Genomic DNA, 19,467 nt, shown 5'->3' on the forward strand with positions numbered 1-19,467 from the left:
ACCAGATCCTGCACGTCGCGCTGAACTGACAGCTCCGGCGCGGGCCGGGAGTGACCACGAACCCACCGGCCGGCGCTGCTGTCCAACGCATTACCGAATACTGTCCGCCGCGACCAGGGTTTCCGCGCCGGTGAATGCGTCGATGAGTCCGGGTGGAGTCGTCCGCGACCACCATCGGGTGGCACAAAAAAGCGCCGTTCGTATCACGGCCGCATGGTTTCCGGGATCCCGCGTTGTTAAGTCAATGCCGGCCGCCGCTGTTGCTCCGTTCAGCGGGCATGACGAAAGCGGGTACGGCGCTACCGTAGGCCGCCACTTTCCCCCGAATTCTTTGGGAGGCCCGCGATGCTCGGTGCGCTCTCCGCCGCCGGTTTGGCGCTGTCACTCATTGTGTCACCGGCCTTTTCCACGCCGCCGCCGCCGGACAAGATCGTGATCGACGTGGTCACCGTGAACGGCTCCGGCTGCCCGGCAGGCACCGCCGCCGTCGCCGTCTCCGCCGACAACACCGCCTTCACCGTGACCTACAGCAAGTTCCTCGCCCAGGTCGGCGTCGGCGCCGCGCCGACGGACTTCCGGAAGAACTGCCAGCTCAGCCTCCGCGTACACGTCCCGCAGGGCTTCACCTACGCGATCGCGCAGGCCGACTACCGCGGTTTCGCGCACCTGGAAAAGGGCGCGAGCGCGCTCGAGCGAGCCAACTACTACTTCCAGGGCAACTCGCCGACCGCCTACGTCAACCATTCCTTCTCCGGCCCGGCCGACAACGACTGGCAGACCACCGACCGGACCGACGTCGCCCAACTCGTCTACCAGCCCTGCGGCGAGGAGCGCAACTTCAACATCAACGCCGAGTTGCGGGTCAGTGCCGGCACGTCCGATCCCAAGACGACGACCAGCTTCATCACGATGGACTCGACGGACGGCAGCATCAGCACCACCTATCACTTCGCCTGGAAGTCCTGCCCCGCCTGATCGAGGCGCTCCGGGTCCGTGACGTCGGTCACGGACCCGGAGCATCGGCCGCCGCGGCATCAGCGATCCGTCGGCCGGCGTACAGCTTTCTCCCAGGTTGGTTGGCGACACTGGTCCCGTGCTGCGACAGGTCCGGGGGTGGTGGCCCCGGTTGAGGTTCCGGGGCGGCCTCACCCGGTGGGTGCCGCTGCCGACCACGACGCCGTTCACCTTCTGGTACCTGCTCACCCTGCTGGCGACCACCGTGGTGCTGCGGTCGGTGACCGCGCCGGTGGCCCGCCGGCTGCTCGCCGCCGCCAGCACCGACGCGCACAACCTTCAGCGCCATCCGCTGCTGTCGCTGGTCGCCAGTGCGCTCTGGCTGGGAGACACGCACTGGCTGCCCTACGTGCTGATCTTCGCGGTGGCGATCGCGCCGCTGGAACGCCGGATCGGCGCCGGGTGGACCGCCGTGGTGTTCGCCAGCGGGCACGTCGTCGCCACCCTGGTCACCGAGTTGCCGGTGCTGTGGGCGATCACCGCGCACGTGCTGCCGGGCGCCGCCGGCCGCTGGGTCGACGTCGGGGTGAGCTACGGCTTCTTCTGCACCGCCGGGGCACTGACCAACGGGCTGTCCCGGCAGGCGCACTCCTGGACGATCGCCGGGCTCTACGCCGTCATCACGGCCCTGTACCTGGTCAGCGGGCCGGCGGAACTGTCCTCGGCGGTCACCTTCGCCGGGCACCTGGTGGCCACCCACGTCGGCATGCTCTGCTGGCGTCCGTGGCTGCGCCGCCGCGGTTGGCCGCCATCCGGCCCGGGCGTGGTGGTCGCGGCACGCCAACCCTGACCGGGCAGCGCCGCGCGGGCGCCCGCACCCGGCGGATCGGGCGCCGGGAGCGGTCGCGGGGAGGCGGTCACCGCGGTCGGCCCGGGTGGGCGACGGCCTGGGGGCGGGGCCGCCGCCCACCCGGGAAAGGCGACGGTCCGGGGGGAGACCGCCGCGCCCCGAACCGGCGAGTTGGGGGGCGACGTCGCCGGTTCGGGGAGCCGTGGGCGACTCGGGACGGGGTCTAGTGGCTGGGGTGGTCGGTAGGTCGGCCGGTGGGGTGGGTGCTCGGCGCGCTTCCGTGGTGGCCGTTCGGCTCTTCGCTCGGCCGGCCGTTGCCGCCGGAATGGTCGGCGCCCGGCGCCCCGGCGAGCAGCCCGGCGCAGTAGCCGGGCACCCGGTCCGGGCCACCCGCGGTGTCGATCAGTACGCGGAACGCGGGACTCTGCAGCGCCTTGCCGTGGTCGGAGCCGGCGCCCGCGGTGTAGGCGTGGCAGAGCCCGACCAGCGAGGGGTTGGGGGATGGCCGGTCGCTCGGGCCGTTGGTGCGCGCGTCGGCGGACCCGGTGGTGGTCGGCGGTGCATCGGCCGCGGATTCGGGGGCGGGGTGGCCGGTGGGCGGCGCACTGTGCTCCGCGGACAGGCTGCCGCTGGCGGCGAGCGCGACGCCGCCGACGGTGGTGGCCGCCACCGCGGCGATCGCGGCGGCCTTCGCGGTGAGCAACCGACCGCGCATGGTTTCGATCATGGAACGCCTCCGGGGCTGGTGGGCTGGGGAGCGCGCGTTCCGGAACGCCGCCAGGGCGGCCTGCTCGCCGGCGAGTTCGCCGTCGCGGGCCGGGGCGGCCGCGGCGGCGAGCAGGTCGGCGAGTCGGTCGGAACCGGGGTGCTGCGCGCTCATCTCATGCCCTTCAGCGTCGAAGCGCTCGGTTGTGTCACAGTGGCCGGCGATGGCGGGGTGGCCGCGCCCTCGCGCAGGTACTCCGCCAGCCGGTGCAGCCCGCGGTAGGCGGCGGTGCGGACCGCCCCGGGACTCTTGCCCAGTACCCGTGCCGCGCCCTTCGCGTCCAGGCCGACCACCGCGCGCAGCAGCACCGCCTCGGCCTGGTCGGTGGGCAGCCGGGCGATCAGCGCCAGCGCCGCCTCGGTGGTCACCGCCTCCAGCGCGGCCCCCGCGGTGTCCTCCCGCCCCGGCATCTCACGCAGCCGATCGTCCTGCGCCTCCGCCGCCGGTCGCCGGCGTTCCCGGCGCAGGTGGTCCATGGCCCGGTGCCTGGCGATGGTGGCCACCCACCCACGGAACCCGTCCGCGTCGCCACGGAACGACACGACGTCCCTCGCGACCTGCAACCACGTCTCGGACGCCACGTCCTCGGCGTCGTCGCCGACGAGCACCCGCAGGTAGCGCAGCATGCCGGGTTGGACAGCGCGGTAGAGCACCCGGAAGGCGTCCTCGTCGCCGCCCCGGGCGCGGTGCACCGCGGCGGTGAGGTCGGCGTCGCCCGGACGTGACCGGGCCAGCCGGTCGAGTGCTCTCTCCGGGCCCTCCGCCGGCGACGCCACCACATCGGTGGGCCGCCGGCGCCCGCCATGCTGCGCCGCATCTCGCACGCGGGACATCATCGGTCACGCCCGCGCGCACCAGAAGCGACCGCCGCGGAAAAGGGCGGCCGCACCGCAACGAAACCGCTCATCAGCGACAAAAAAGGGCAATACCTCGCCCGGTCGACGCTCCGCCGTCACCGCCCGGCCGCCGCGTCGGTCAGCGCGACGTGCCGGCGGACCGACCGGTGATGGTCGAACTCGGCGGGGGTGGCGTGGATTCGCTGCTCGGCTCGGGGGAGGCGGTGGTGGGCGTGGCGGCGTCGCTTGTGGACGGTACGGCCGTGGACGGTGGCGCGGTGGTCACCGCGCTGCCCCGGAACCGGGCCCGGTACACCGCGTACCGGCTGCATCCGGCGGCCGCGGCCAGGTCGTCCGAGGTGACGTCTTCGGCGAAGCGGTCGTGCAGCAGCTCACATACCCGGCGGGCGATCACCGGGTCGTCGACCGGTCGCGGCTGCCACGCGCCCGCCCGGCGCAGCGCGGCACGCCGCACCAGGGCGCCCACCGCGGCAGCCAACCGCTCGTCCCGCGCCAGCCGGCCACCGCGGCCGACCAGCGTCGCGTGCAGCGCCCGCAACGCTTCGGCCAGCACCGGATCGTGCACCACGGGATGGACGAACAGCGGTGCGCCGGCGGAACGGCCGGCCGCGTCGCCGAGCACCTCGGTGACCAGTTCTGGTCCGATGTGCACGATGCGGTAGGTGAACCCCAGTTCGGTGGCGGCGTGACCGTCGTGCGGTTCGTCCGGGTTGAATGCCATCACCATGCCGGCCGCGCTGGTGTGCGCGGCGCCGCGGCAGGCGAAGCGCTGCGCGCCCAGCTCGGTGGCACCGAACGAGTAGGTGTCGTGGCTGTGCGTTCAAGACCAGGTGGCCGGTGACCGGTGAGCATTCGCCCATGCGCTGTTACCTGCCGCTCGTGGTGGTGATGTGCCTGTGGGGCAGTACGTTCGCCGCTTCCAAGGCCGCGGTCGCCGATGTGCCGCATGAGGTTGCCGCGTTCCTGCGGTTCGGCGGCGGTGCGGTGGTGCTCGTCGCCGTGCTCGGGCTGCGCTCCGGGCACGAGGAACCGCGCGGGATTGCCGCGGCCAGCGAGCGGACTGCGGAACCAGCCGTTCAGTCCTTGAACGCGTTCAAACCGGGGAGTAGCGTCTCATCCTGAACGTGTTCAAACAACGGAGGGAGGCTGATCCGCCATGACGACGGTGGTCTTCAGCTATGTCCTGTACCTCTTACTCAGCGTGCTGCTCACGGCATGGGTCGGCCGCATGCTCACCCGGCACGGGCGGGTGTACCTCGCCGAGGTCTTCCGCGGTGACGAGCGGCTGGCCGCGGCCCTCAACCAGCTGCTGGTGATCGGCTTCTACCTGGTCAACCTCGGGTTCATCGCCTTGTGGCTGCACATCGACCAGCGCGTCGTGGACGTCCGGGGGGTGTTCGAGACGTTGTCGCTGAAGCTCGGCATCGTGCTGCTCGTCATCGGGGCACTTCACATGGTGAACCTGTGGATCTTCGCCCGGATCCGGCACAACGCCCTGCTGCGCACGCAGCTCACCGGGTCCCCGCGGCAAACGGGCTGACCAGCCGGTTACCGTGACCGCCGTGGGAGACGGCGTCACCGAGAAACGGGCCGAGGCACCCGGCGCGGGCAGCGCTTCGCGGGCGGGTGGGCGCAGGGGCTCCGCCACCCGGGCACTCGTCATGGACACCGCGCTGCGGCTGTTCACCGAGCGGGGCTACGACCGCACCACGATGCGCGCGATCGCCACCGAGGCCGGCATCTCGGTGGGCAACGCCTACTACTACTTCACGTCCAAGCAGGAACTGATCCAGGGCTTCTACCACCGCATCAGCGAGCTACACGCCGAAGACAGCAAGGAAGTGCTGGCCGCCGAGCGGGAGTTCGGCCCACGACTGCGTGGCGTCCTGCTGAGCTGGCTGCGCATCGCGCAGCCGTACCACGAGTTCGGCCCTCAACTGTTCAAGAACGCGGCCGACCCGGCCAGCCCGCTCAGCCCGTTCTCACCGGAGGCGGAGGCGCCGCGCCGGGCGGCGATCGGCATCCTCGCCGAAGTGGTGGACGGCTCGCGCATCAAGATCGACCGAGAACTGCGCGCCGATCTTCCGGAACTGCTGTGGCTGTACCAGATGGGCATCGTGCTGTTCTGGGTGCACGACCGCTCGCCGGACTGCTCCCGGACCCATCGGCTGGTGGAACACACCGTGCCACTGATCGAGCGACTGGTCGAGCTGTCGCGCCTGCGCCCGATGCGGTCGCTGACCCGCGACGCCGTCCGCGTCCTCAGCGAGATGATCCCGCCCAGTTCCGAGTCACGACCGTAGGCGGTACCCACCGGACCATGCGACGTCCAGGAAGGCGAGTTCTTCGACCTGCTGCGGACGTCGGTCGCCCGCGGGTACGCGTTCCAGCATCTCCGGGACACCGACGGCGAACTGATGGTGATCGTCGGCTCGTACGGCTGGGGCACGCACTGCGACCGCCGCCACGTCTGGGCGGAGCGAGAGGCGGTGGTGTGGAGCTACCAGGGTTCGGCCGCGGACCCCGCGCGGGCGCCGCTGGAGCTGCTGCGGCCGGGCACACACCACCCCGCCCGCGGCGCCCCCAGCGGGCTGTGGCTGCCTCCGGGGCTGGCGGCGCGGAATCCTCCGCTCTATGTCAGGTGATCACGCCGGGCACCACGGCGGCGGTGCGGCGGCGCCGCAGCCAGACCTTGCGTGAGCCGTCCGCGTACAGCAGCACGCGGGACAGCTCCCAACCGGCGAACTCAGCGTGGATGGCGAGTTGGGTCGCCGCAGTCCGTCGGGACACGCCCGCCGGCAACCGCAGCGGCCGGTACTCCCAGTCCCCGTCGATCACCCCTTCGTTCATGGTGTCATCACCTGTATCCCTCCGCCGTCGGCGGAGGCGACGAGCACCCGGCCCGTGCCGGGGTCCACCGCCACCGCGTTCGGCTGGTGCACGGTGGGGAACCGGTACCGCTCGACGGGCTCGCCGCCGGCGACATCGAACCCCACCACCTCATTACGCTCCGTCAACGTGACCCACGCAAGGTCGCGGGTGCTGTCGTACGCGATCCCGTAGGCGCCGCCGGGCACCGGGTAGCGCTGGCGCATGAACACCGGGTCCGCGCTGAACGCGAGCAGCTCGCCGCCCCGGGTGTCGATGACGAGGACCCGCCCGTAGCGGTCGGTGACCTCGTTGGTGGCGCCGTCGCCGGCGCGCAGGCCGGCGCCCATCCTGGTCGCCGCCGGGTCGACGTCGAACACGGCGGTGCGCAGCTTGTCCAGCAGCACGGCCTTACCGCCGACACCGACCAGCTCGTCCGCGCCGGCGGTGCCGGTGATGGTGCGCACCACGCGGTCACCGTCGAGCACCGCCACGCCCCGATCCCGCAGGCCGACCAGGGTGGTGGTGCCGGCCTGGGCGGCAGAGAGCGGGGCGCCGTCCAGGCGCACCGGCGTGACCGTGCCGGCCGGCAGCGTGATCCGCACGAGCTGGCCGGCGATGCCCACCGGGACCAGCAGCGGCCCGCCGGCACCGGCGAGCGAGAGTTGGTTGGCCGGGCCAGGCAGCGGCACCGCGCGCGGCGGCTGCGCCGGGTCGTCCAGCGAGTAGAGCAGCACGGCGGCCGGCCGCGACATGGCGACCGCCAGGGTGTGCGTGGTCGGGTCGGCGACCATGGCGGTGGCTCCGGCGCCCAGCGGCACCACGCTGCCGGCCGGGCGGGCGGTCACCGCTGGTGACGGGGCCGGGGTCGCCGCGACCAGGGTGGTCGCGACCTGGAGGTCGTCCTTGGGTTGCTGGCCCGACGAGCAGCCGGTGAGCAACGCCGATCCGGCGATGACGACGACGACCCAACGGCGCAAGACGGACCTCCCGGTGCCGGGACGGCGTGTGCCGCCCCGGCGCGACCACCTGAAGACGTCCTACCAGCATCCCCGATCGGTTGGCCACGGTCACGCGCCGGCGTCACACGCGTGTCGGCACGGCGACGGGCTCGCTAACCGATGGGTTGCTCCGGGTAGCCGAACGGTATCGCGCTGACGTCGTCCAGGGCGGCGCGGATCGCCGGTGGGAGTTCCAGGTTCTCGGTGGCCAGCGACCCGGCGAGCTGCGCGGTGTCCCGCGCGCCGACCACCGGGGCGACCACGCCGGGCCGGTCCCGCACCCAGGCCAGGGCCACGGCCAGCGGCGAGGTGCCCAGGCCTTCGGCCGCGGTGACCACGGCCTGCACGATGCGCGCGGCCCGCTCGTTGCGGTGGTGCTCGACATACGGTGCGAGGTGCGGGGACGCGCCGCGGGAGTCGGGTGGGGTGCCGTTGCGGTACTTGCCGGTGAGCACGCCCCGGCCGAGCGGCGCCCAGGCCAGCACGCCGATGCCGTGGTGCAGCGCGGCCGGAATCACCTCCCGCTCCGCACCGCGTTCCAGCAACGAGTACTCGGCCTGGTTGGCCACGATCGGGGCGCGGCCGGGTGCCGCGCGCTGCCAGGTGGCCGCGGTGCCGAGCTGCCAGCCGCTGTAGTTGGACACCCCGACGTAGCGGGCCTTGCCGCTGGCCAGGGCCGCGTCCACCGCGGCGAGGGTCTCCTCGATCGGCACGGCCGGGTCCCAGGCGTGCAACTGCCACAGGTCGATGTGATCCACGGCCAGCCGGGACAGCGAACCGTCCAGGGCGGTGAGCAGCGCACCACGGGACGCGCCGCCGCCGAACGGGCCCTCGTGCCGGCGCGCCACCGCCTTGGTGGCCACCACGATCTCGTCCCGGGGAACCACCTTGCCGATCAGTTCCCCGAGGATGCGCTCGCTCTCGCCGTCGCAGTACACGTCGGCGGTGTCCAGCAGCGTGCCGCCGGCCTCCACGAACGCCGCCAACTGCTCGGCCGCGACCTCGGCGGAGGTGTCCCGGCCCCAGGTCATGGTGCCCAGCGCGATCCGGGACACCCGGAGACCGCTGCGGCCGAGCTGTCGATGTTGCACGGTCACGAGCCTAAGGGCTGCGCCCGGAGGACGGCCCTCCAACGGGAAGACCAGGACACCCAGGAGTGTGTCCCCAGCCACATAACTTCCCCAATATGTTACCGGCCGGTAGGGTTCCGCGCCGTGCGACTTGGGTTGAACCTCGGGTACTGGGGCGCCGGCAACGACGCCGAGAACCTCGAACTGGCCAGGGAAGCGGACCGGCTGGGCTACGCGGTGGTCTGGGCCGCCGAGGCGTACGGGTCGGACGCGCCGACCGTGCTGTCCTGGGTGGCCGCGCAGACCGAGCGGATCGACGTCGGTAGCGCGATCTTCCAGATTCCGGCCCGGACCCCGGCGATGGCCGCGATGACCGCGGCCACCCTGGACACCCTCTCCGGCGGCCGGTTCCGGATGGGCCTGGGCGTGTCCGGGCCGCAGGTGTCCGAGGGCTGGCACGGCGTGCGTTTCGACCACCCACTGGCCCGCACCCGCGAGTACGTCGAGATCGTGCGCAAGGCGCTGCGTCGGGAGCGGCTGACCTACCAGGGCAGGCACTACACGCTGCCGCTGCCCGACGGCCCCGGCAAGGCGCTCACCCTCACCGTGCACCCCGCCCGCGAGCACATCCCGATCTACCTGGCCGCGGTGGGACCGAAGAACCTGGAACTGGCCGGCGAGATCGCGGACGGCTGGCTGGCGGTGTTCTTCTCGCCCGAGCACTCCGCCGAGTCCCTGAAGCAGGTGGCCGCCGGCCGCGCCAGGGCGGGCAGGTCGATGGACGGCTTCGACGTGGTGCCCACCCTCCCGCTCGTGGTCGGCGACGACTGGCGGTCCTGCGCCGACCTGGTCCGCCCGTACGCGGCGCTGTACGTGGGCGGCATGGGCAGCCGGCAGAAGAACTTCTACAACGACCTCGCCGTGCGGATGGGCTTCGCCCGGGAGGCGGCCGAGGTGCAGGATCGCTACCTGGCCAAGGAGTACGCCGAGGCGATGGCCGCCCTGCCGGTGGAGTTCCTGGACGCCACCTCGCTGCTCGGCCCGAAGGAGCGGATCGCGGAGCGGATGCGGGCGCTGGCCGAGGCGGGCGTGACCACGCTCACGGTCAGCCCGATGATGACCGGGCTGCCGGAGCGGGTGGCCGCGTTGCGTACCGCCGCCGAGGCACTGGACGCCGCCGGCGTCGGCGACTGAGCCACCGGGAGCGGGTCGGGGGGAGCCGACGGCCCACGGGCCGAGTCCGTAGGCTCGCCCCGTGGCCACGGTGATCCTCGTCAGGCACGCGCGCTCGACGGCGAACGGCTCCGGCGTGCTCGCCGGGCGCAGTCCCGGCGTCGGGCTGGACGACGCCGGCACCGAGCAGGCGGCCGCGCTGGTCGGTCGGCTGGCCAAGTTGCCGCTGGCCGCGGTGCTCACCTCCCCGTTGCAGCGCTGCCGGGACACGCTCGCCCCGCTGCTGGCCGAGCGCGGCCTGGCGGCGACGGTGGACGAGCGGCTCGCCGAGGTCGACTACGGCAGTTGGACCGGCCGGGAGCTGAAGGACCTGGTCAAGGAGCCGCTGTGGCGGGTGGTGCAGCAGCACCCGTCGGCCGCGGTGTTCCCGGACGGCGAGGGCTTGGCGACCGTGCAGGCGCGGGCGGTGGCCGCGATCCGCGAGCACGACGCGCGGATCGGTGCCGAGCACGGCGCCGAGTCGGTGTGGCTGGCGTGCAGCCACGGCGACGTGATCAAGGCGGTGCTCGCCGATGCGCTCGGCACCCACCTGGACGGCTTCCAGCGGATCGTGGTCGACCCGTGCTCGCTGTCCGTCGTCCGCTACACCGAGACCCGGCCGTTCGTGCTGCGCATCAACGACCGCGGCGGCGACCTGGCCGACGTGGTGCCGCCGAAGCCCAAGGACGGCGAGTCGTCCTCGGACGCCGTGGTCGGCGGCTCCACCGGCAACTCCGCGGGTGCGGCCGGTAACCCCGCACCGGGCGGGGCCGGCGGCCGAGCCGCCGGCAGGGGAGACTGATCAAACGCCGGGTAGGGTGGCCGCCGGCCCCAGCCGCATGTCGTCGCCGCAGGAGGTCATCCCCATGGCCCGCAGGATCGCCACGGCGGACCGGGTGGACCGGCCGCAACTCCTCGACTTCCTCCGCCCGAGGCACCACGCGATCCTGGTCACCACCCGCGCCGACGGGCGGCCCCAACTCTCCCCGGTGACCTGCGGCGTCGACGGCGAGGGCCGGATCGTGGTGTCGACATATCCGCGGCGCGCCAAGGCCCGCAACGCCAGGCGCGACCCCCGGGTGTCGGTCTGTGTGCTGTCCGACGACTTCGACGGCCCGTACGTGCAGGTCGACGGGCACGCCGAGGTGCTGGACCTGCCCGATGCGCTGGAACCGCTGGTGGAGTACTTCCGCAGCATCTCCGGCGAGCACCCGGACTGGGACGAGTACCGGGACGCGATGCGCCGGCAGGGCAAGTCCCTGATCCGCGTCACCATCGAGCGGTGGGGACCGATCGCCACCGGCGGGTTCCCACCGGAGCTGGCCGAGCAGTGACCTTCACCCCGCCGGTGGTCGGCACGCCGTCCTGGTCCGGTGCCGCAAGCACCGGGTGCGCGGCTGAACCGCCGCTGCGCCGTCGATGAAATCGCGGGCCGGTGCCACGGAGCCGGCATAGCGTGGCGGTGTGGAGATCGTCGAGTTGCTTCCGCAGTTGCACCTGCTCAGGTTCGAGGTGGGCCAGGCGTATCTCTGGCAGGACCCGGACGGGCTGACCCTGGTGGACACCGGCCCGCCCGGGTCGGCGGCGGCCATCGCGGGCGCGATCCGCGATCTGGGCCGGCGCACCGACGAGGTGCGCCAAGTGGTGCTCACCCACTTCCACGGCGACCACGTCGGCTCGGCGGCGGAGGTCGCCGGCTGGGGAGAGGTGACGATCGCGGCGCACCGGCTGGACGCACCGTTCGTCCGCGGCGAGGCGGCGGGCCCACCGCCCGTGCTCACCGACTTCGACCGGCCGCTGTACGAGCGCATCGTGCGCGGGCGGGACGACCTGGTGGCCGCACCGGCACCGGTGGACCGGGAACTCGACGACGGCGACGCGCCGGAGTTCGGCGGCGGCGCGCGAGTTCTCGCCATTCCCGGGCACACCCCCGGCAGCATCGCGGTCCACCTGCCCGGGCCGCGTGTGCTGTTCACCGGCGACACGGTGGCCAGTACGGCGGGCCGGCCGATACTCGGGGTGTTCAACGTCGACCGCGCCGCCACGATGGAGTCGTTCCGCCGGCTCGCCGGGCTGGACGTGGACGTCGCCTGCTTCGGTCACGGTGACGCGATCGTCGGCGACGCGGCGGCCGCCCTCCGCGCGGCGGCCGCCGCGCTGACCACCTGATCCGTTGCGCCGGGTCGCGTGGTGCCGTCCGTTGCGGCTTTTGGCCGATGCTTCGCCGGTCCCTGCTGACACTCTTGCCCGGACCGGGAGCCGCGGAACCGGGAGTGTGGGTCGGATCGCCGGGCGCCGGGCGGCGACTCCCGTCAGCCGGAGGCCGGCGGTGCGCTCATCTCACGCTCGATCCACCGGCAGATGACGTCCACCACGTAGGCCCGCTCGGCGGGGCTCAGTTCGTGGCCCTTGGCGATCCCGTGCCAGCGTTGCAGGCAGTTCCGGCAGCACGTCGCGGTCGCATGCTGGGCGACGAACACCGGATGGCCGCGGTACGGCGTCTGCCTGCCGTCCTTGGGCGGCGCGGCCGGGGCGAGCCGCCGGGCGATCAGATCCCGGGCGTGCCAGCGCATGGTGGCCAGGCCCCGCAGTTCCGCCGTGGCGCGGTCGCGGCCGCGCAGGTGGAACTTCGCGCGGAACGGGTGCGCGGCGATGGCGTCCAGCCGTTGGTCGAGCGTCTCCGACATGGTGCTCTGGTCCGGGGCGCGGCAAGCTGACCCGGATACTACTTGGGCCGCCGGCCGTCTCCGCCGGTGTCGGCGACGAGCACGTTGTCGAGAACCGCCGCGATCGCCGTCAGCCGCTGCTCGGTATCGGTGCCGCTCCCCGTGCCGTCCGCGGCGAGCAACGCGGCGCGGATGTCACGCAGGGCCGCGGCGTACCGCTCGGCGGCCGCTTGGTGCTGGGTCGCGCGCTGCCGCAGGGCCCCGCGTTCCTCGCTGAGTTGCTGGAGGCGTGCCTCGTGCGCCGCGGCCTGGCGGGCGAGCCGGTCATCGGCCTCGGCCCGGACCCGCCGGATCTGCTCGGCGGTTTCCCGGTGCAGGCGGTGCGCCTCCTCCTGGGCCGCGCCGCGGACGTGCTCGATCTCGGCGGTGGCCGCGTCGATCCGCCGCGCGGCGTCCGCGACGGCGGCTTCGGCGCGGGCGTCCGCGTCGCCGGCACGGGCCTTTTCGTCGTCGCGCTGCTGTAGCGCGGCTCGCAGTTCGGCCCTCAGCCGGGCAACCTCCTCGCGCGCGGTGGCGGCCCGCTCGTTCGCCGCGGCGACGCGGGCGTCGGCGATGCGGGCGGTCTCGGCAGCACGCTCCGTGGCCTCGGTGGCGCGCTGGTCGGCGTGGTCGCGCTCGACCCGCATCCGGTCGCGGGCCTGCTCGGCCGCGCGCCGCTCCTGCAGCGCCTCGTCCCGGGCGCGGAGCGCGGCGTCGCTGTCCGCGCGGGCCGCAGCCGCCTGGTGCAGGGCTTCGTCGCGGGCGCGTTCCGCGGCATCAGCGACCTCGACGGCGTGCTGCCTGCCGCGTTCCGCGGCCTCCGCGGCCGCCTCTGCCTGCTCCGCGCGGGCGAGCAGTTGCTCCTCCAGCGCGGCCAGGCCGGTGCGCGCGTCCTGGACCGTCTCGATCAGCTCGTGCAGCGGTTCCCAGGCCTCATCGAGTTGCTCGCCCAGTTCGGCCGCGGCCTGCCGCACGACCGTCAGCCCACCGCTCACGCCGGCGGCTCGGGCAGCCGACCGCTCAGCCTTGGCCCGCGCCTGGCAGTCCTTGCCTTCGGTCCAGCAGTAGCGCCGCGGGCGACCGGTGGGCTTGCGGGGGTACACGGTCTCACCGCAGTACGCACACGGCCGGCTCCGCCTGGCCTGCCCGCCGTTTTCCTGGGACTTCACCTCCACGGTCACTTGATCAGCCTAACACGTTCTCGATTACCGGAAACATCTAGAAGCTATCGTTTTCGTAAACCGATAAGCTGGGATAGCTCGATGCCGACGTAATGTGCGTTATCTCGGTTCGATTCGCAGACGCACACGCAGGAGGGGTCAGGAGGGGCGCGGACCGTGCCGGAGAGTGCCGCTGTGATGTGTGAGGCGCAGGCTTTTCGTCCTGGGAAACGCAGCGAAGTGTCACCGCGTGCGCAAGGAAGTGTCAGTGGTCGCGCAGCGACAGTGTCAGTGGTCGCGCAGCGACAGTGTCAGTGGTCGCGCAGCGACAGTGTCAGTGGTCGCGCAGCGACAGTGTCAGTGGTCGCGCAGCGACAGTGTCAGTGATCGGTTCAGAGGTGGCTCTGCGGCACACTGACCTGCAGAGATGACCACCACGAGGGAACGGCGACCACCGGCCAGGCCCCGCTGATCGGCGTGCTCGGCGCCAGTCGGGCCGCGATCCTCGCCCAGCTCGACCTGCCGATGTCCACCACCTACCTGGCCTGCCAGCTCGAGCTGGCCGCACCAACGGTCAGGGTGCACCTCAAAGCACTCCACCAGGCCGGCATCGTGTCCTCCCGGCGCGACGGGCGCAGCGTGCGCTACCAGCGCACCTGACTCGGCGACCTGCTGGTTGCCGGAGGCGAGCGCACCTGAGCGGCGCACCACAGCACGGACGGGCCCGGAGGTGTCGGGGAGCGACAGACGGTCAGGGTGACGGAGCGCCCTTTCGGACGGGATGCGTCTCGAGCCCGTAGGCGCGCGGTGCGACGCGGTCGAGGACGTCCGGTTGCCACAGCCGGTCGGGTACGGGCAGCACGAAGACGTCGACCTCATGGCCGCGTCGCACTTGTCCGGTCTGGATCACCTGGCGGCTGTGCACGTCGAGCAGGCAGATCACGTCCGGGGCGGTGGCGACGACCTCGCCGTCGCACATCACCATCGCGAACTCGTTCTGCATCTCCACCCGCAGCACCCGCCGCTGGTCGGTGGCGCGGATGCCCACGCTGCCTCGGGCGAAGGTCGGTCCGGCGAACCGGCGCACCTCCAGCACGGTGCCCTGGCCCAGATGGTGACCGCCCAGCCGCGCGGCCAGAGCCTTGCCGTCGTCTCTCGCGGCGATGCCCGCCAGGTACCGCCCGCCGAGGGTGATGGCCTGGCTGACCGAGCCGGTCAACGCCTGCGTCCGGAACGTCTCCGCGCGCAGGGGAGGGCAGGCGACGGCCGCCCAGCCGCCGAGGCCGGCGACCGCGCCGCGGATCACCCGCTCGGCGAGTCTGGCGTCGGCGCCGTGCAGGATCACCGCGGTGCCGTGCGCGTCGGCGAACACCCAGGTGCCGCGGAGTTCCGCGCCGACGACCGTCTGGTCGAGCCGGCTGCAGGCCCTGCCGCTGAGGTCGGCGTCCACGACCGGCTTGCCGGTCTGCGTCGCGGCGAGGAACGGGTACAGCGTCGTTGCCCCGCCGATGAGCGGAACGGCGATGGCGTCGACGGTGGCACCGAGGTGGCGTTCCGCGACCTGTACCGCGCGCCGCCATTCGTCTCCGGCCGGCAGTTTCTCCGCACCCACCGACGCCGACGAACCGACCACGGCGACCGGCAGCACCCAGCCGCCGGACAGCGCGTCGACGGTGACCAGTCGCGCGGCCGCGCCGTTGGTCAACGCCGTACTGACCAGCAGCGCACCCAGGCGTGGGCCGCCGCCGCCCGAGCCGAGCAGGTTGGCCCCCCAGTGCAGCGCTTCCACGTCGTCGAGGCTGAGCAGCCGAGCAGGCGGCACCCGTACCACCAGTCTTGTCAGGTCAGGTCGTTCATCGGCAGGAAGTCGACGTCCAGGCCGAACGCCCGGGGTCCGAACACCGAAAGCGCCTCGGGGGTCCGCATGATCGCGGGTGCGCCGATGGCCAGCACACCGACGCGCTGCCCGTAGCGCAACCCCTCGGTCGTGATCGGTTCCGCGGTCTCCGCGTTGACCACGGCGATGAGGTCCGGGACGACGACCCTGATCTTGCCGTCGATGCGGGCGAGCAGGTGCTCGTTCTGGAACTCCAGTTCCAGAACGGAGTCGTCACTCGAGGACTGGATCACGGCTCGGCCGCGGGCGAAACCGCCGGTGGTGCGACGCTCCACGTCCACGATCCGGCCCCGGAAGATCGTCTCCGCCCGCTCGTACATGGTGTCCGCGAACAGCGCGGTCAACGCCTGGAACGGGTCGCGGTGCCGCTCGCGCGCCTCCCGGATGCACCGACCCAGGCGGAAGGCCAGGGTGAGGGTGCCCGGCACGGCGGTGCGCCGCACCTCGGCTCCGCTCATGGCGAAGCCCGCGGTACTCGCGGTGCCGCCCATCCGCACGGTCAGTCCGCGGGCCAACCACTCGAGCCGGCGGTTGTCCGGGCCGGTGTCCAGGACGCCCCGCTCGCCGTGCACGCCGGTGAGCGCGAACGGTGAGCCGCTCATCCCGTACACGCCGAACGTCACCATCTGCAGTTCGGGGAACGCGCGGCCCATGCCGTCGGCGTCCACGACGGGCAGTCCGAGTTGCGCACCCACCAGCAGCGGCACCATCGAGTTGGACCCGCCGCACTCGACCGGAACGGTGGCGTCGGCCCGCCGGCCCAGGTGCTCCTCCAGCGTGCGCAGCGCCAGACTCGCCTCCCGGCCGGTGGGCAGTTTCTCCACCCGCACGGTCGGCGCGCCCATGCCGGCGGTCGGAATCACCAGGGCGTCGTCCGCCAGCTCGTCGAGACCGATCACCGTGACGGTGCGGCCGCGCAGGTATTCCTGCTCGACCATCAGCCTGCCGAGGTAGGGATCTCCGCCGCCGCCCGTGCCCAGCAGCGCCGCCCCGCGGGCCAGGTCGGTCAGGTCCTCGACGTGCAACTCCCGTGCCAAATCCGGCTCACCCTCCCACCGGCAGCAGGTCGCCGCCCGGCGACAACACCGAGGAAACCGCGACGTGGCGCCGAAGGCTCATGCGGCCGGGGAGGCGGCCGGACGGTCCGGTCGCAGACCGGTCGGCGCCCTGCCGAGGCCGCGCACCAGCCCGATGCGGCCGGCGCCCGCATACAGCACCGCCGCCACCACGAGAGCGTTGACACTCGGCAGGCCGACCGTCACGAAGGCGCCCACCAGCGCGGCGACCAACCACACCACCAGACTGACCGGCACCCACGCCGGGGCGGTCGAGGGCAGTTCCCGACCGGCCGAGTGCAGTTCCGACCGCCACCGCCGGACCAGGAAGTACTCGGCCACGATGATTCCCGGTATCGGCGGAAACACCACGCTCAACAGCTTCAGGAAGTCGGTGAACTGCGACAGGATGCCCGCCGCGGCCAGCAGGCTGCCCAGCACACCCATCACGATCGTCAGATGCGCCCGGTTGACCCGGCGGCCGAACACCGTGTCGATGAAGTTCGCCAACCCGAGCGAGCAGGAATAGAGATTCCAGTCGTTGATCTTCAATGTGGCCGTGACGATCACCAGGGCGCCGAGCCAGCCGGTGGAGGAGGTGACGATGGAAATGATGTTGCTGGTCCGTACGGCATGGGCGAGCAGCACGCCCGCCGAGCCGACCAGCCACTCGCCCAGGGTGATTCCCACCACCGTCTGCCTGACCACGTCACCGGCTGACCGGTTGAACCGCGTCATGTCCGGCGTGCTGATCGCGCCCACCATGAACGACCCAGCCACCAGCGTGGCCGCCGGCACGAGCCCGAGGTGCGGTCCGGGCGGTGCCTCGCTGAGCAGGGTGGCGAGGTCGTGCCGGCTGAGTTCGGTCACGATCGACACCCCGGCGAGCACCAGGAACAGCGGCACGGTGACGTAGGCGGTCCACGCCATCCACCGGAATCCGAACGTCACGATGACGGTCACCGCCACGCCGAACAGCAGCGACCATGCCCAGACCGGTAACACCCCGAGGTGCGCCAGGCCGCTCCCGGCGATCTGGGTCTGCACACCGAACCAGCCGACCGCGCTGAGCCCGATGGCCAGGCCGGCCACGGCCGAACCGCCCTGCCCGAAACCGGTCCACCGCGCCAGCAGCGACGTCGACAGCCCCTCCCGCTGGCCGACGACGCCCACGGCGATCGAGACCAGTTCCAGCACCACGGCGCCGAGCGTGAAGGCGAGAAACGCCTGCCAGAAGGACATGCCGAAGCCGAGCGTCGCACCCAGCAGGAAGTTGGGCACCACCGAGAGTTGGCCGAACCGCTGGGCGGCCACGGTCAGCCACGATGTGCGTCGATCATCCGGCACCCGCGCCAGCGCATAGTCGTCGTGCCCGACTGAGGCCGCCATCGACGTCCCTTTCCGCTCGGTTCACCACGGCGAGAGGCCCACACAGTAATCGGTCGACCACGCTGCGGCCCATGGGCATCTGGCACAGCGGTCGCGGTCGGCTGGGCAGACCGCACAGAATCGTCCTCTTCGGACGGATACCGGGGTCCGGCTGCCCGTCCTCAGCGGCGGCGGTGGGCGTCGAAGCGGGGCAGGGCCGCGCAGAGTTCCGGCAGGTTGCGCCCGGCGCGCAGCACCGCGCCGTCCGGGCGGACGACCGCGGCGTGCGCCCGGCCCCGCCGCAGCCACCGGTGCAGGTCGCTGCCCGGTTCGGCGGTGACGAGAGCCGCGCCGCGCCGCTCGATGTCGGCCCGTTGCGCGGCGGACGCTGCGACCGCCGTGACGATCGCGAACCGGCCCGCGGCCACGTCGTCGAAACGCCGCTGCCCGTCCAGGACCGCGTTGGGGCACAGCCGGCCCGCCAGACCGCGCCGCAGCCGTGGCCGCATCACCAGCGCGGATCGGCGCAGCGCTGGCGTCTCGCTGTCCAGCGCCCGCCGCCGCAGACCGGGCAGCAGATGCAGCCGCGGAGCCACCACCCGGCGGAGGAGGTTGCCGAGCCTGCCGCCCCGCGTCATCGCGGCGCCGACCAGCTTGGCCAACCGGATCAGCGTGCGGGCGTGGGACTCGCGTTCCACCTCGTAGGTGTCGAGCACGGTCTCCGGCAGGGTCCCGCCGAGCACACCGGCGAGTTTCCAGGCCAGGTTCATCGCGTCGCGCAGGCCGGTTCCCAGGCCCTGGCCGATGAATGGCGGGGTGAGGTGGGCGGCGTCGCCGAGCAGGAACACCCGGCCAACGCGCCAGCGGTCGGCGATCTGGGCGCGGAAGGTGTAGTCGGCCACGCGGACGATCTCCAACTCGTCGGCGGGGACGTCGCCGGTCCACGGCGCGATCAGCGGATGCAGCCGCCCGATCTCGCGGTAGCCGTCCGCGGTCTCCCCGGGCGCCAGCCGGAACTCCCAGCGGTGCCGGGTCCTGCCGACCCGCATGTACGTGCCGGCGCGGACGGGGTCGCAGACCTGGTGCACGCCCTCCCACTGGCCGAGATCGGCGTCGGTGGTGACGTCCACGACGAGCCAGCGTTGCGTGAACCCCAGGTCGCGCATGGTGGCGCCGATGGACGTCCTGGTGAGGCTGTTGGCGCCGTCGCAGCCGAGGACGTATGCCGCGTGGACCGCGCCGCGCCGGCCGGTGGCCAGGTCGGTGACGTCGACCCGCACGCCGTCGCCGTCGGGGGTGAGCGCGGTGACCTCGGTGCCGCCGCGCACGGTGGCGGTGCCGCACCGCTTGAGGTTCCCGCGCAGGATCGCCTCCAACTCGGGCTGGTCGAATAGGCTCGCCTGGGGATAGCCGTGCCTGCCCCGCGTGGCGTCGCGGTGGAACTCCGCCAGCACACGCACGCCGCGGTCGAGGAGCCGCAGTCCCCGGCACGGCCTGGACATCGCGGCGAACTGGTCGGCGACACCGAGGCGCGCGACGATCCGGTGCACCTCGTCGTCGAGGGAGACCGCGCGGGGCTGCGGGTAGATCGACTCCCACCGGTCGAGCACCAGACACTCCACGCCGTACTGGGCGAGCAGCGTGGCGGCGGTGAGGCCGGTCGGGCCGGCGCCGACGATCACCACGGGGACCGCGCTCATCGCG

The 19,467-nt window shown here is 72.7% G+C and carries 22 protein-coding genes and 1 pseudogene; 11 read left to right on the forward strand and 12 right to left on the reverse strand.

Features of this window, described 5'->3' with window-relative positions:
• Window positions 1-345: 345 nt before the first annotated feature.
• Together FFT21_RS00485 and FFT21_RS00490 are read left to right on the forward strand one after the other, a co-directional pair.
• On the forward strand, window positions 346-975 hold the full coding sequence (locus FFT21_RS00485) for a DUF4360 domain-containing protein (protein WP_137811692.1): 630 nt from the start codon (window positions 346-348) through the stop codon (window positions 973-975).
• A gap of 118 nt (window positions 976-1,093) precedes the next feature.
• On the forward strand, window positions 1,094-1,804 hold the full coding sequence (locus tag FFT21_RS00490) for a rhomboid-like protein (protein WP_225977997.1): 711 nt from the start codon (window positions 1,094-1,096) through the stop codon (window positions 1,802-1,804).
• A 223-nt stretch (window positions 1,805-2,027) separates the two neighbouring features.
• Here the strand turns inward: FFT21_RS00490 and FFT21_RS00495 are convergent, their stop codons facing one another.
• The 3 genes and pseudogenes from FFT21_RS00495 to FFT21_RS00505 all read right to left on the reverse strand — a co-directional run.
• Entirely contained in the window at window positions 2,028-2,684 is a 657-nt protein-coding gene (locus tag FFT21_RS00495; protein ID WP_137811693.1) for a hypothetical protein, read from the reverse strand.
• Window positions 2,681-3,394, reverse strand: a complete 714-nt coding sequence (locus FFT21_RS00500; protein WP_225977998.1) for an RNA polymerase sigma factor — start codon at window positions 3,392-3,394, stop codon at window positions 2,681-2,683. Before FFT21_RS00500 ends, FFT21_RS00495 begins: the two co-directional genes overlap by 4 nt.
• 151 nt (window positions 3,395-3,545) lie before the next feature.
• Window positions 3,546-4,232, reverse strand: a pseudogene (locus FFT21_RS00505) (AraC family ligand binding domain-containing protein); the annotation flags it as partial.
• 53 nt (window positions 4,233-4,285) lie between these two features.
• Between FFT21_RS00505 and FFT21_RS00510 the strand changes: the two are divergent.
• The 4 genes from FFT21_RS00510 (at window position 4,286) to FFT21_RS00525 (ending at window position 6,072) form a co-directional block, all read left to right on the forward strand.
• Window positions 4,286-4,549 carry an EamA family transporter gene (locus tag FFT21_RS00510; protein ID WP_192909318.1) on the forward strand — a complete coding sequence of 88 codons (264 nt, stop codon included), beginning with the start codon at window positions 4,286-4,288 and terminating at the stop codon, window positions 4,547-4,549.
• Window positions 4,550-4,583: 34 nt separating this feature from the next.
• Window positions 4,584-4,967, forward strand: coding sequence for a hypothetical protein (locus FFT21_RS00515; protein ID WP_137811697.1), 384 nt, complete (start codon window positions 4,584-4,586; stop codon window positions 4,965-4,967).
• A 22-nt stretch (window positions 4,968-4,989) separates the two neighbouring features.
• Window positions 4,990-5,730, forward strand: coding sequence for a TetR/AcrR family transcriptional regulator (locus tag FFT21_RS00520; RefSeq protein ID WP_307722886.1), 741 nt, complete (start codon window positions 4,990-4,992; stop codon window positions 5,728-5,730).
• Window positions 5,731-5,844: 114 nt separating this feature from the next.
• A complete protein-coding gene (locus FFT21_RS00525; RefSeq protein WP_137811698.1) occupies window positions 5,845-6,072 on the forward strand; it encodes a hypothetical protein in 228 nt (75 codons plus the stop codon).
• On the opposite strand, the gene FFT21_RS00530 is transcribed toward FFT21_RS00525, so the two are convergent.
• The 3 genes from FFT21_RS00530 to FFT21_RS00540 all read right to left on the reverse strand — a co-directional run bounded on the left by FFT21_RS00530 (window position 6,065) and on the right by FFT21_RS00540 (window position 8,387).
• On the reverse strand, window positions 6,065-6,277 hold the full coding sequence (locus FFT21_RS00530) for a DUF5703 family protein (protein ID WP_137811699.1): 213 nt from the start codon (window positions 6,275-6,277) through the stop codon (window positions 6,065-6,067). The two genes, FFT21_RS00525 and FFT21_RS00530, sit on opposite strands and share 8 nt — an antisense overlap.
• Entirely contained in the window at window positions 6,274-7,275 is a 1,002-nt protein-coding gene (locus FFT21_RS00535) for a YncE family protein (RefSeq protein ID WP_137811700.1), read from the reverse strand. Before FFT21_RS00535 ends, FFT21_RS00530 begins: the two co-directional genes overlap by 4 nt.
• A 134-nt stretch (window positions 7,276-7,409) precedes the next feature.
• Window positions 7,410-8,387 carry an aldo/keto reductase gene (locus tag FFT21_RS00540; protein ID WP_137811701.1) on the reverse strand — a complete coding sequence of 326 codons (978 nt, stop codon included), beginning with the start codon at window positions 8,385-8,387 and terminating at the stop codon, window positions 7,410-7,412.
• 123 nt (window positions 8,388-8,510) lie between these two features.
• Here FFT21_RS00540 and FFT21_RS00545 point away from each other — a divergent pair, with 123 nt between their 5' ends.
• From FFT21_RS00545 to FFT21_RS00560, 4 genes are all read left to right on the forward strand, one after another.
• Window positions 8,511-9,560 carry an LLM class F420-dependent oxidoreductase gene (locus tag FFT21_RS00545; protein ID WP_137811702.1) on the forward strand — a complete coding sequence of 350 codons (1,050 nt, stop codon included), beginning with the start codon at window positions 8,511-8,513 and terminating at the stop codon, window positions 9,558-9,560.
• A 61-nt stretch (window positions 9,561-9,621) separates the two neighbouring features.
• On the forward strand, window positions 9,622-10,380 hold the full coding sequence (locus FFT21_RS00550) for a histidine phosphatase family protein (protein ID WP_137811703.1): 759 nt from the start codon (window positions 9,622-9,624) through the stop codon (window positions 10,378-10,380).
• Between the two features lie 64 nt (window positions 10,381-10,444).
• A complete protein-coding gene (locus FFT21_RS00555) occupies window positions 10,445-10,912 on the forward strand; it encodes a PPOX class F420-dependent oxidoreductase (protein ID WP_137811704.1) in 468 nt (155 codons plus the stop codon).
• A 130-nt stretch (window positions 10,913-11,042) separates the two neighbouring features.
• Complete coding sequence (locus FFT21_RS00560; RefSeq protein WP_137811705.1) at window positions 11,043-11,747, forward strand: MBL fold metallo-hydrolase; 705 nt, start codon at window positions 11,043-11,045, stop codon at window positions 11,745-11,747.
• Between the two features lie 143 nt (window positions 11,748-11,890).
• Here FFT21_RS00560 and FFT21_RS00565 read toward each other — a convergent pair whose 3' ends face one another.
• Together FFT21_RS00565 and FFT21_RS00570 are read right to left on the reverse strand one after the other, a co-directional pair.
• On the reverse strand, window positions 11,891-12,265 hold the full coding sequence (locus tag FFT21_RS00565; protein ID WP_137811706.1) for a DUF4186 domain-containing protein: 375 nt from the start codon (window positions 12,263-12,265) through the stop codon (window positions 11,891-11,893).
• A 38-nt stretch (window positions 12,266-12,303) separates the two neighbouring features.
• Window positions 12,304-13,464, reverse strand: a complete 1,161-nt coding sequence (locus FFT21_RS00570; protein ID WP_137811707.1) for a coiled-coil domain-containing protein — start codon at window positions 13,462-13,464, stop codon at window positions 12,304-12,306.
• Window positions 13,465-13,920: 456 nt separating this feature from the next.
• On the opposite strand from FFT21_RS00570, the gene FFT21_RS00575 reads away from it, so the two are divergent.
• Window positions 13,921-14,103, forward strand: a complete 183-nt coding sequence (locus FFT21_RS00575) for a helix-turn-helix domain-containing protein (protein ID WP_225977999.1) — start codon at window positions 13,921-13,923, stop codon at window positions 14,101-14,103.
• A gap of 91 nt (window positions 14,104-14,194) precedes the next feature.
• Here FFT21_RS00575 and FFT21_RS00580 read toward each other — a convergent pair whose 3' ends face one another.
• The 4 genes from FFT21_RS00580 to mhpA form a co-directional block, all read right to left on the reverse strand.
• Entirely contained in the window at window positions 14,195-15,265 is a 1,071-nt protein-coding gene (locus FFT21_RS00580) for an S-methyl thiohydantoin desulfurase family protein (RefSeq protein ID WP_192909319.1), read from the reverse strand.
• Window positions 15,266-15,282: 17 nt separating this feature from the next.
• The gene (locus FFT21_RS00585; RefSeq protein ID WP_137811710.1) at window positions 15,283-16,377 is read right to left on the reverse strand and encodes an S-methyl thiohydantoin desulfurase family protein; all 1,095 of its coding nucleotides are present in this window, start codon (window positions 16,375-16,377) and stop codon (window positions 15,283-15,285) included.
• Window positions 16,378-16,455: 78 nt separating this feature from the next.
• Window positions 16,456-17,784 (reverse strand): purine-cytosine permease family protein, encoded by a 1,329-nt coding sequence (locus FFT21_RS00590; protein WP_137811711.1) that lies wholly within the window; start codon window positions 17,782-17,784, stop codon window positions 16,456-16,458.
• A gap of 161 nt (window positions 17,785-17,945) precedes the next feature.
• The gene (gene mhpA, locus FFT21_RS00595) at window positions 17,946-19,463 is read right to left on the reverse strand and encodes a bifunctional 3-(3-hydroxy-phenyl)propionate/3-hydroxycinnamic acid hydroxylase MhpA (RefSeq protein ID WP_137811712.1); all 1,518 of its coding nucleotides are present in this window, start codon (window positions 19,461-19,463) and stop codon (window positions 17,946-17,948) included.
• Window positions 19,464-19,467 lie beyond the last annotated feature (4 nt).

Origin of the sequence: Gandjariella thermophila, assembly GCF_005405885.1 — a bacterium.
Taxonomy (GTDB): Bacteria; Actinomycetota; Actinomycetes; order Mycobacteriales; family Pseudonocardiaceae; genus Gandjariella; species Gandjariella thermophila.

Excerpts from the sequence above, each read along its gene's own strand:
- FFT21_RS00485 (WP_137811692.1), top strand. The coding sequence starts at position 346 with ATGCTCGGTGCGCTCTCCGCCGCCGGTTTGGCGCTGTCACTCATTGTG.
- FFT21_RS00495 (WP_137811693.1), bottom strand. The coding sequence starts at position 2,684 with ATGAGCGCGCAGCACCCCGGTTCCGACCGACTCGCCGACCTGCTCGCC.
- FFT21_RS00510 (WP_192909318.1), top strand. The coding sequence starts at position 4,286 with ATGCGCTGTTACCTGCCGCTCGTGGTGGTGATGTGCCTGTGGGGCAGT.
- FFT21_RS00515 (WP_137811697.1), top strand. The coding sequence starts at position 4,584 with ATGACGACGGTGGTCTTCAGCTATGTCCTGTACCTCTTACTCAGCGTG.
- FFT21_RS00525 (WP_137811698.1), top strand. The coding sequence starts at position 5,845 with ATGGTGATCGTCGGCTCGTACGGCTGGGGCACGCACTGCGACCGCCGC.
- FFT21_RS00530 (WP_137811699.1), bottom strand. The coding sequence starts at position 6,277 with ATGAACGAAGGGGTGATCGACGGGGACTGGGAGTACCGGCCGCTGCGG.
- FFT21_RS00555 (WP_137811704.1), top strand. The coding sequence starts at position 10,445 with ATGGCCCGCAGGATCGCCACGGCGGACCGGGTGGACCGGCCGCAACTC.
- FFT21_RS00565 (WP_137811706.1), bottom strand. The coding sequence starts at position 12,265 with ATGTCGGAGACGCTCGACCAACGGCTGGACGCCATCGCCGCGCACCCG.
- FFT21_RS00590 (WP_137811711.1), bottom strand. The coding sequence starts at position 17,784 with ATGGCGGCCTCAGTCGGGCACGACGACTATGCGCTGGCGCGGGTGCCG.
- mhpA (WP_137811712.1), bottom strand. The coding sequence starts at position 19,463 with ATGAGCGCGGTCCCCGTGGTGATCGTCGGCGCCGGCCCGACCGGCCTC.